Origin of the sequence: Ensifer sp. Root31 (assembly GCF_001424825.1) — a bacterium.
Lineage (GTDB): Bacteria > Pseudomonadota > Alphaproteobacteria > Rhizobiales > Rhizobiaceae > Ensifer > Ensifer canadensis.
In genome coordinates this window covers 1-10843 of the sequence record NZ_LMCO01000054.1, presented here as the reverse complement: position 1 = coordinate 10843, position 10843 = coordinate 1, and the positions used below count along the sequence as shown (strand labels likewise).

The following is a 10843-nucleotide window of genomic DNA, read 5'->3' as shown; positions in this document are numbered from 1 at the left end:
GAAGCGGGTTACAGGTGAGCATCATGCGTCTTCTCGTTGTTGGAACCGGCGGCATGGCCAACAGCCATGCCCAAGCCTTCGCTCAGATCGAAGGCGTGGAAATGGTGGGAGCGGTCGATGTCGACCCCAAGCGCGCCAAAGGCTTTGCCGAGAAACACGGCATCGCCAATACGTTCACCTCGCTCGACGACGCCATTGCCTGGGGCAAGTTCGATGCGGCGACGAATGTGACGCCCGATAAGGCGCATCACCCGACGACACTGGCATTGCTTGCCGCCGGCAAGCACGTGCTGTGCGAAAAGCCGCTGGCGGAAAACTACGCCAAGGCGGCGGAAATGGCCGATGCCGCCGAGCGATCGGGGCTGGTGACCATGGTCAACCTGACCTATCGCAATGTCGCGCCGCTGCAAAAGGCGCGGGCGATGGTGCTGGCCGGCGATGTCGGCCAGTTGCGCCATCTGGAGGCGTCCTATCTGCAGAGCTGGCTCGTCTCCGGCTGTCGACCAACCACGGCTCGAACGGCGTGCTCGGCGATGTCGGCATCCATATCCTCGACTTCGCCGGTTATGGCGCCGGCACCGACGCTGAGCGGATCTTCGCGCGGTTGAAGACCTTCGACAAGGCGCCGGGAAACCGGATCGGCGAATATGATCTCGACGCCAACGACAGCTTCGTCATGACGGCCGAGTTCAGCAACGGCGCCATGGGCGTGATCCATGCCAGCCGCTGGGCCACCGGCCATCTCAACGAGCTGCGGCTGCGGCTGCATGGCGACAAGGGGGCGATCGAGGTTGTCCATACGCCCGATGGCTCGACGCTTCGCGCCTGCCTCGGCACGGATGTTGAAACGGCAACCTGGCGTGATGTCGGTGCCGGTACTGTTCCGACCAACTACCAGCGCTTCGTCGCCGCGGTTCGGGATGCCAAGACGGTCGAGCCCGGCTTCCGCCATGCGGCGAACCTGCAGAAGGTGCTCGATCTGGCGATGGAGACCGAGGCGGAAAGGCGCGAACTCGGCGCCGTGCATGCCCAGCGCTCCAACAATCATGCGTTCGGTTAACTCGACGGTCGCCCGCTTCCGCCCGGATGTCGCCTGCGGGCGGTCACGCCATGTCTGGATGAAGCCCGTTTGGCAATGTGGTTTTGGGCATGTTTGAGCTTTGCGGGTCGGGTGCAGTCATGTCTCCGGCCTGTTTGTGCGGCACGTTATGACCTGCTGGCCCTGATGTTGTCCGCTTGACCCGATCCTACCACGTTGACGCGCTGTTGGTGCGCAAGACAACGAGAGCGGCGTCGCCTTATAGAGATCACACCGATCAGACGCCGATCGCGATCCCAACCCGGCAGAGGGATAACTTGAATCTCGCACATGTCGCGCGCACCGTCATCAATGTCCTTGTCCAAGCAATATTTGACATCTGCATCGCCGCCCAGGCCGCCGGCCCAGGCGTATTCGGACGGCCGTTCAAATGTAACGTGGCCGATCTCAGGCAACATCGGCCAGAGGGGCTGACCGTCGCTCCGTGAATGGTCGCCCTTCGCCTGCTTCGACGCCACCAGTAGGCCGGTTGCAATCTGAGGCTCCGGATTGACGGCCGGGAAGCGATCACCTTTCTTCACAAAGGAGGCCATGAGATAGGGCATATCCTGTCCGCCCAGGCGGGCGCGGCCCACATACTGCACCTGAACGGCGCCCGTGCCACGGGGCTTCAGGTCCAGCAGTTCGGCTGCCTTGCTGGAAACGTCGATGATGCGACCCCGATGAAACGGACCGCGATCGTTGACGCGCACGATGAGCGAAGAACCGTTTTCAAGATTGGTCACCCGCACATAGCTGGGCAAGGGAAGGGTCGGATGCGCGGCGGAAAGGTGATCCGGATCGTAAATTTCGCCGTTTGCGGTCCGCCGCCCGCGAAAGGCCGGGCTGTACCAAGAAGCGACACCCTTCTTGTCGTAGTTCGGGTCTTCCTTCGGATAATAACGCTTGCCTTTGACCACATAGGGCTTACCGACCATATAGCGGCCACCACCCTTGCGAATATTCTTGCCGTAGGCGCCCCGCGTGCTCGCCTTCACGCCGTGTACAATTTCGGAAGTATATCCATTGCTGCGGTTCTTGTGCGGCGCTTGAGTGGATGTACAGGTAGCACAGCTGGCGCAGACCATCGTAATCGCCAGCCATCGCAAGCCTTTGACAGCCGCCCTTACATCAATAACCATCCGTCCAACGCCGGCGACAGCCACCCGTGCATCTGCCGCAAGTCTCGACACGAACGCTCATATCGGCCAGGCGCTCGCAGTCCGCTGTGCATCGAGTCGAGGGACAGACGGAATTGAGCTGAGGCACTTGTCGTTACCTTGCAGCAGTCTGAGGTGAGGGCCATTATCGCTCCTTCCGTGAGATAATTGTAGAATCGGACCCGAAGCCAAAGGTTCCATTATTGTACGTGAATATATGCCACACCCTCTGCGGGTCGCTGACAAACCCACCGCGGACGCCGATCCACAGCACTAGCAAGACTGCCAGCTCACCTCCTTGACCCCCATGCTTGCGAGTCTCTTTTCGGCGTAAGTCGGTCAGGAATGGGCCAGCAAGCGGAACCGATCGGCAGCTGCGGCGTTGGGACTAGTGTTTGGCTGACACAAAAAAGTCGGAACCGCGGGCGATGGCCCGTTGGGAGTTCGCGAGCGGGCGCGCCGCTCGACCGACTTTGATGCGGGGCGATACGCGCAACTGTCGCGGGGACCTCGCAACAAGACGAAGGAAGATCATGTCGATTCGATCCAAACTTTTCGCAACAGTGGCCTTGCCCGTTCTCTCCGTGTCATTCGCAATTCAGCCGGCGCTGGCCGAGAGCCTGATGGCGCCCTTCCAGGTGGCGCAGCAAGGCGCCGACCAGCAGTCGCCCGAGGACCAGCTGTTGCTCAAGAAGCGCAAGAAGCAGCATGCCGCCGAGGAAGGGCAGACAGAACAGCAACAACCGCGTGTCGAAGAGCCGCAGCGCCAGGTAGAAGAGCCTGTGCGCAAAAAGCGCAAGCAGCAGGCGGACGGACAGCAGCCCAGCACCGAGGAAAACGCGCCGCAGCAGGTTGAAGAGCAAGCGCCCGTGCGCAAGAAGCGCAAGCAGCAGGCCCAACAACAGCAACCCGCCGTAGAGGAAGGCGCTCCGCAGCAGGCTGAGGAGCCACAAACTCCTGTGCGCAAGAAGCGCAAGCAGCAAGCCGAAGAACAGCAGCCCGCCGTAAAGGAAGGCGCTCCGCAGCAGGCTGAGGAGCAACAAACTCCTGCGCGCAAGAAGCGCAAGCAGCAGGTCGAAGAACAACAGCCCGCCGTAGAAGAAGGGGCTCCGCAGCAGGCTGAGGAGCAACAAATTCCTGTGCGCAAGAAGCGCAAGGAGCAGGTCGAAGAACAGCAGCCTGCCGTAGAGGAAGGCACCCCACAGCAGGCCGGGGAGCAGCAGATACCTGCGCCCAAGAAGCGCAAACAACAGGCGGAAGGACAGCAGCCCGTTCCGGGGTCCGAACAACCCGCAACGGCGGAGCAGCTCCAGGGTGAAGCGCCTCGGGCCAGGTCCGCTCCGATCGTCGTCGACAGGCGCACGAAGGAAGAGAAGCGCAAGATAGCACAGGATCCGGCGGCGACCGATGAGACCGTAGTGCTTCCGGTCGATAACGGCGCGGCTGTGCTCGACAGCGACAAGGACGCCGACAATGCCGGTGGCAACCGGGGGCGCGAGGCTCGGCGCAAGCAGCGCGAAGAGCTGCGCGTCCAGGAGCAGAACATAGCGCCGCCGACCGACGACGCCGCGGCCCAGGCGGAGATTCCAGCCGAAGTGCGGCAGGCGGCCCCGCAGAGGATCGAGGCCGCGATCAAGGAAGAAGGCCAACGCGTCGAAGCGGCGCCAGAGTTCACGGTTCCGGAGACGACGAACATCGTCAATAACACGGTCATCAACAACACCACGAATAATGATGTCACCGAGGTGCAGGTGGTCGAGAGGATCGACGATCGCGTCGTCCTCGGCGTCGGCGACCAGTTCTTCGTGCGTGGCGACGATCGGCCAAGGCTCCGCCGCGATTCGGAGGAGACCTACTACGATCAGTTGGCGCGCGGCCGCGTTCGTGAAACGATCGTCCGCCCGGGCGGCTATCGCATCGTCACGGTCTACGACCGGTACGGCAACATCCTGCAGCGGTCGCGCGTCGACCGCGACGGCAACGAGTATGTGCTGATGTACGCGCCGGAATATCAGGAGGAACGACGTCCGGCGATCTTCGACGTCGGCTACGAATTGCCGCCGATGCGCCTGGCGATTCCGGTCGACGACTACATCGTCGACTACGCGGAGGAACCGGATCGGGACTACTATGAATTCCTGTCCGAGCCACCGGTCGAACGGGTCGAGCGGGTCTATACGATCGATGAGGTCCGCAATTCGGCCCGTCTCCGTGACAAGGTCCGACGCATCGATCTCGATACGATCCACTTCGTGACGGGGAGTGCCGAAGTGTCGATGTCGCAGGCCAAGACACTGCGCAAGGTTGCGGACGCGATGCAGAAAGTTCTCGACAAGGATCCCGGTGAGACCTTCTTCATCGAGGGGCACACGGACGCCGTCGGTTCCGACCGCTCGAACCTGGTACTCTCCGATGAGCGTGCCGAGTCCGTCGCAGTCCTCCTGACCGAGGTCTATGGCATCCCGGCGGAAAACCTGGTCACCCAAGGCTATGGTGAGCGCTTCCTGAAGATCGGCACGCAGGAGCCCGAGGAGGAGAACCGCCGCGTGACCATCCGCCGCGTGACGCCGCTGGTGCGCCCGGTCGCCCAGCGGTAACGGAAATCTGACGCGCCATGACATCGAAGGCTCTTCACGAGAGCTAACTGCCTCGAAAGAAGGTCTCAGCGGCTTTTGTTGTCACTGAGACCTTGGAGATTGTGGCGTGTTCCAGCGGTATTTTCTCAAAACGCATAGCATCTGGATTAGTCCCGGCGCTGCGGAAGGCATCGACGAAAACGACAGCGGTTAGTGTTGAATCCCGAAGGCTTGCTGTCCTGAATTCGACGTGTTGGGGCAACTCGCCTGCAGAACCAGTTGAGATTTGCGTGCGTCGACCGCCGTTGGCAGAGAGCTCTGTGGCGCACAAAGAAAAGGCCGCTTCGTTCCGTCACACGCTCTAACGAGCATTGGTCTCCGACTGCAATGCAAGGCTCAGAGCGGAGACGAACACGCGCACTTTGGGCAGGACGTTCCTGGTGGTCGGGTAGACTGCCCAGATCCCAATTTCTTCAGGAGTGGCGTCATCGAGGACCACGCGCTGCAGCCGCCCTTCGAGTACGTCATCGGCGATCGCCCATTCGGAAAGCAGGGTGATCCCAGCCCCGGCGACACAAGCAGATTGGCATCCAGCGATGCTGCTCGAAGAAAACCGAGAGCCTATGCGAACATGGGTTTCGGAGCCACTGGCGACGAAAGTCCAATGCGTGACTCCTGTCATAGGAAGGCAATCATGGTGAGCGAGGTCATCGATGGAACGCGGCATCCCACGCCGCTCAAGATAGCCCGGCGAGGCAACAAGCGTTCGTGGGTTATCCGCAAGTTTTTGTGCGATCAGGCTGCTGTCCTTTAGACGCGCGATGCGGATTGCCAAATCGGTTCCGGTAGCAGTCAGGTCAGGCAGGCGGTCATTCATATCCAGGGCAATCTGCAGTTCTGGATTAGCCGCAAGGATAGCTGGGACCAGCGGAGTCACAATCTTCACGCCAAATACGATTGGCACCGAGACGCGAAGAAGCCCCGCTGCGCCAAGCGTGTCCGCGCGAACCTGTGCGCGGCCTTGATGTTCATTTTCAATGATGGCCTGAGCGTACGGAAGGAAAGTTTCACCTTCGGGCGTCAGCGACAGTGACCGAGTCGTCCGGTGAAGCAAACGCACGCCAAGCGTTGCTTCCAGCGCGGAGAGGCGCCGTGTCGCCGCCATCGGCATTAAACCAAGACGGCGCCCTGCCTCGGATATGCTTCCGGAAGAAACAGCGCCCACGAAGACCTCGATGTCGTCAGTGTTCATTATAACGGGTTTCGATAAACAGGCTCAACATTAGCCAATACTACAACGGAAGGCGATGCAAAGCTACATCTGTCGCGATCTCATAGCTTGAAAGGCTCCGGAAATGACAATCACGACCGTGAATGCAAAAACGCCTACGGGATTGAGTAGAGTTGGCTTGCTCGCCATGGCCACCGCCAGCGGCATCGCTGTCGCCAACATCTATTACAATCAGCCGATGCTAGGCATCATCGAGGCCGATTTTCCCGGCCAGTCCGCAACCGCTCTAGTACCGACCGCCACCCAGTTGGGATACGCTCTCGGTCTCTTCCTTCTTCTGCCTCTTGGCGATCTGGTCCACCGACGCAAGCTCATCATTGGACAGTTTCTGATCCTTGCCATCGCCCTGTCCCTAGCCGCTGTTTCCTCGTCCGCGTGGATATTGGTCGCTAGTTCCCTTCTGGTTGGAGCAAGCTCGACGGTAGCGCAACAGATCGTTCCCTTCGCGGCTTCATTGGCACCTGCTGACAAGCGCGGGGCGACCATCGGAACCGTGATGGCGGGCGTCCTGTCGGGCATTTTGTTCAGCCGAACCCTATCTGGTTTTGTCGGCGAACATGCCGGCTGGCGCGAGATGTTCTGGATTGGCGTGCCGATGGCCTTGGTGGCCGCCGCGATGATGTTCGCGACGCTTCCAGATCATGCTCCCACGTCTCGTTTGCATTACCGCAACGCGATCAAATCGCTGGGGCACCTCTGGACACATGAGCCATCTCTTCGGACAGCGACCCTCGTACAAGCCGCCCTCTTCGCTTCGTTCACCGCGTTCTGGACCATACTTGCGCTATATCTTCAGGGCCCGAGCTTCGGCCTTGGTGCCGATATTGCCGGGCTTTTCGGTATCGTGGGAGCGGTCGGCGTTTTCGCTGCTCCGGTAGCGGGTCACATTGCCGACAAGCGTGGACCGCATTTCGTTGTTTGGCTTGGCGCGGCCTTGACTGTCGTGTCCTGGATTATCTTTGGAGCATGGGCTTCGATCGTGGCTCTCATCGTGGGCGTCATCGTCCTCGACTTCGGCATTCAGGGCGCATTGGTCTCCAATCAACACATTATATATGCACTCAATCCGGATGCACGAAGCCGCCTGAACACGATCTTCATGACTGGAATGTTTCTTGGCGGCGCGACGGGATCGGCACTTGCTTCAGTTGCCTGGCAAAATGGCTCTTGGCTCGGTGTGAGCCTCGTGGGCGGTGTCTTGCCGCTACTCGCTTTGGCCGTAAAAGCGCTTGGTCGCTCACCTCAATTGTAAGATCAAAATCAACGTTGTGCGAGCATCAACGCGGGAGGATGGTGCTCATCGCCCTCCATATTATTTCAAAGGATGCAATGGAATCGAAACGATTGCTGCAATTGTTGTCACTCCGGATTGGTGGCAATTTCCCTTCGTCAGACGAACACAGCGTCGGCTGAGGGCAAAAGACAAAGATCGCAGGGCGCGAATATGACTGACAAATTTCTTCCCATGACGCGCCGCGGCGCGCTGCTTTCCGGAGCGGCTGCCGCCGCCACCATGGCACTCTCCACATCATTCAGCTTTGCAGGCAACGCTGCTGCTTCCACCGCCAACTCAATCGAAGGGGACAATGCAATGAGCACCATCACCACCAAGGACGGCGTCGAAATCTTCTACAAGGACTGGGGCCCGAAGGATGCGCAGCCGATCGTATTCCACCACGGCTGGCCGCTGTCGTCGGACGATTGGGATGCCCAGATGCTGTTCTTCCTCGCCAACGGCTACCGCGTCGTTGCCCATGACCGCCGGGGCCACGGCCGTTCGGCGCAGGTTTCCGACGGTCACGATATGGATCATTACGCCGCAGACGCCTTTGCGGTCGTCGAAGCCCTCGACCTGAAGAACGCCGTTCATATCGGCCACTCCACCGGTGGCGGCGAAGTCGCCCGCTATGTCGCAAAGCATGGCGAACCATCCGGCCGCGTCGCCAAGGCCATCCTCGTCTCCGCCGTTCCGCCGCTGATGCTGAAGACTGAAATCAATCCTGAAGGCCTGCCGATGGAAGTGTTCGACGGCTTCCGCTCGGCGCTCGCCGCTAACCGCGCGCAGTTCTTCCGCGACGTCCCGGCCGGTCCCTTCTATGGCTTCAACCGTGACGGTGCGAAAGTCCAGGAAGGCGTGATCCAGAATTGGTGGCGTCAGGGGATGATGGGTGGCGCGAAGGCTCATTACGACGGCATCAAGGCTTTCTCCGAGACCGATCAGACCGAGGACTTGAAGGCGATCACTGTTCCGACTCTCGTCCTGCATGGCGAGGACGACCAGATCGTACCGATCGCTGACTCGGCGCTGAAGGCGGTCAAGCTTCTGAAGAACGGCACGCTCAAGACCTATCCGGGCTTCTCGCACGGCATGCTGACCGTGAATGCCGACGTCTTGAACGCTGACCTTCTCGCCTTCGTTCTGTCATGATGTAGAAGTTGCGGCCGCGGCAAAACTTGCCGCGGCCGCACCCACTTAATCCTATAAAACGCGTCAGATTCCATACTGCGAGGGGCCTCGCACGCGGGGTCATGAACCCATACCTCAGTCTAGCATCACCATCTGACCTGCCGCCTGCTCCTCGAAGAATTTCGAGAAAGACGCAATGCGGGGCGGCAATGCCTGATAGGGCGGGTAATAAAGCGTCAGCCACAGATCGGGCGGCGCCCATCCACGCAGGACGTGAACCAAGCGGCCTGTTTTCAAATGTTCCGAGACATGAAATCCAGGCAGCATCGCCACTCCGGCACCATCAGCTGCCATGTCAGCCAGAACCTCACCGTTGTTGGCACTGAACGCCCGGCCCGCCGAGATCGTTATGCTCGATCCGCCGTCCGACAAAACCCAGTTTTCCCGCCGGCTTTCGCCGCTATAGGCGAGGCAATCGTCGGGCGTCAGTTCGCTGGGATGCTGTATATCGACAAACCGGCTTCCGGGTGCGGCAACGAGAATGCGCGGCACGACCCGGATCTTGCGCCAGATGGTGAACTTATCCGATGGCTGCGAGGAAATGCGGATCGCAAGGTCGTAGTCGTCGTCGACGATGTTCACCAGACCGTCAGATAGCGAGATTTCAAAGCTCATTTTTGGATAGAGCTCCCTGAAGCCCGACAGGATCGGCGGGAGCACGGCCTTGCCGAACCAGGTCGGCGCGCTGATGCGCAACCGTCCCTGATCAGCCTTGTGCGCATTCATGACATCCCGCCGTGCATCTTCAAGCGTCTTCACGGCCGGCTGGATCTGCGCGGCGAAAATCGCTCCGTCAGTTGTCAGCGAAACCTGCCTTGTCGTGCGCACGAAGAGCTGCACGCCAAGTTCGGCCTCCAGCGCAGCGATGGCACGGGTCACGGCTGCCGGCGTCATGTCAAGTTCGCGGGCGACCTGAGCGAAGTTACGTTTTTCGGCGGCGAGTAGGAAGGTTCGGAGGGCTTTGTAGTCGTTCATCTCGATTATTTCAAAAATAGCAATTCAATCGGAAGAAATATTGCAATTCCGCGAATCCATCAACCCGGTTACATCTTTCTCCATCGAAACGGACAAAGCCAACGAAGAAAGGCACCGGCCATGATCAAGGATATCAAGGGACTGCATCACGTTACCTCGATGGCGTCGGATGCGCGCGAAAACAACAAGTTTTTCACCGACGCCCTCGGACTGCGCCGCGTGAAGAAGACCGTCAACTTCGACGATCCCAGTGTCTATCACCTCTATTATGGTGACGAGAACGGGACGCCCGGCACGGTCATGACCTACTTTCCGTTCCAGAATATGATGATTGGCCGCCCAGGTGTGGGCGAGGTGGGCGAGACCCAGTTCTCCATCCCCAAGGGCTCGCTCGGCTTCTGGAAGGATCGCCTAGTTGCCAAGGGCGTCGGTGGATTGGAAACAGACGCAGCGTTCGGCGCCAACCGCCTCCGTTTCATCGGACCTGATGGCGACGGGCTCGCCCTGGTCGAAACGGCCGATGACACCCGTGCCCCCTGGATCGCGGAGGGCATCTCAGACCAGACGGCCATTCGCGGCTTTGCCGGCGCCCGCTTCAACCTGCATGATACGGCGGCCACGGAGGAACTGCTTGGTTTCATGGGCTACCAGCGTGCCGAGACCGAAGGCGACGTGACCCGCTTTATCATCCCCGGCGGCAACGGTGCCGATACGATCGATCTAGCAGCGCTTCCGAAAACACCGTTTGCCCGCCAAGGTGCCGGCTCGGTCCACCATATTGCCTTTGCCGTCGACAACCGCGAGAAGCAGCTCGAAGTGCGCAAGGCGCTGATGGATACCGGCTACCAGGTCACGCCGGTCATCGACCGAGATTACTTCTGGGCGATCTATTTCCGGACCCCGGGTGGGATCCTGTTCGAAATTGCGACCAACGAGCCCGGCTTCGATCGTGATGAAGACACCGCACATCTCGGCGAAGCGCTCAAGCTTCCGAACCAATATGAAGCCTTCCGTGACCAGATCGAAGAAAACCTGGTTCCGCTTGCCGCATAGGATCCGATCTGAACCGGTCCCCTGATCAACACACATCTTCACTTTCGAGACGGCTGCCTGAGCCAGGCAGTCGACCGCCGAAGGCTTATCAATTTCAAACGCCACACCGCACCAGACATCAAAGGGAGAACTAAAATGTCCAAGCTCGAAGTCCTGACCCCCGTCAACAGCCAGCTCATTTTCATCGACCAGCAGCCGCAGATGGCATTCGGTGTCCAGTCGATCGATCGGCAAGTGCTGAAG

Annotated in this window: 7 protein-coding genes and 2 pseudogenes; 6 read left to right on the top strand and 3 right to left on the bottom strand. The window is 59.9% G+C overall.

Features of this window, described 5'->3' with window-relative positions; genetic code table 11:
- Positions 1–23: 23 nt before the first annotated feature.
- Positions 24–1060 (top strand): annotated as a pseudogene (locus ASD00_RS31510) (Gfo/Idh/MocA family oxidoreductase).
- 146 nt (positions 1061–1206) lie between these two features.
- Here the strand turns inward: ASD00_RS31510 and ASD00_RS31505 are convergent.
- A complete protein-coding gene (locus ASD00_RS31505; RefSeq protein ID WP_082523795.1) occupies positions 1207–2220 on the bottom strand; it encodes a septal ring lytic transglycosylase RlpA family protein in 1014 nt (337 codons plus the stop codon).
- A gap of 551 nt (positions 2221–2771) precedes the next feature.
- Between ASD00_RS31505 and ASD00_RS31500 the strand changes: the two genes are divergently transcribed.
- Positions 2772–4835: an OmpA family protein gene (locus ASD00_RS31500; RefSeq protein ID WP_057211076.1), complete on the top strand. Its 2064-nt coding sequence runs from the start codon at positions 2772–2774 to the stop codon at positions 4833–4835.
- Between the two features lie 340 nt (positions 4836–5175).
- Here ASD00_RS31500 and ASD00_RS31495 read toward each other — a convergent pair whose 3' ends face one another.
- Positions 5176–6066 (bottom strand): LysR family transcriptional regulator, encoded by an 891-nt coding sequence (locus ASD00_RS31495; protein ID WP_057211074.1) that lies wholly within the window; start codon positions 6064–6066, stop codon positions 5176–5178.
- Positions 6067–6169: 103 nt separating this feature from the next.
- On the opposite strand from ASD00_RS31495, the gene ASD00_RS31490 reads away from it, so the two are divergent.
- The gene (locus ASD00_RS31490) at positions 6170–7357 is read left to right on the top strand and encodes an MFS transporter (RefSeq protein WP_057211071.1); all 1188 of its coding nucleotides are present in this window, start codon (positions 6170–6172) and stop codon (positions 7355–7357) included.
- Positions 7358–7549: 192 nt separating this feature from the next.
- Entirely contained in the window at positions 7550–8533 is a 984-nt protein-coding gene (locus ASD00_RS31485; RefSeq protein WP_057211069.1) for an alpha/beta hydrolase, read from the top strand.
- Positions 8534–8647: 114 nt separating this feature from the next.
- Here the strand turns inward: ASD00_RS31485 and ASD00_RS31480 are convergent, their stop codons facing one another.
- The gene (locus ASD00_RS31480) at positions 8648–9547 is read right to left on the bottom strand and encodes a LysR family transcriptional regulator (RefSeq protein ID WP_057211067.1); all 900 of its coding nucleotides are present in this window, start codon (positions 9545–9547) and stop codon (positions 8648–8650) included.
- 120 nt (positions 9548–9667) lie between these two features.
- On the opposite strand from ASD00_RS31480, the gene ASD00_RS31475 reads away from it, so the two are divergent.
- Positions 9668–10600 carry a VOC family protein gene (locus tag ASD00_RS31475; RefSeq protein ID WP_057211065.1) on the top strand — a complete coding sequence of 311 codons (933 nt, stop codon included), beginning with the start codon at positions 9668–9670 and terminating at the stop codon, positions 10598–10600.
- 135 nt (positions 10601–10735) lie between these two features.
- Positions 10736–10843 (top strand): annotated as a pseudogene (locus ASD00_RS40565) (hydrolase); the annotation flags it as partial.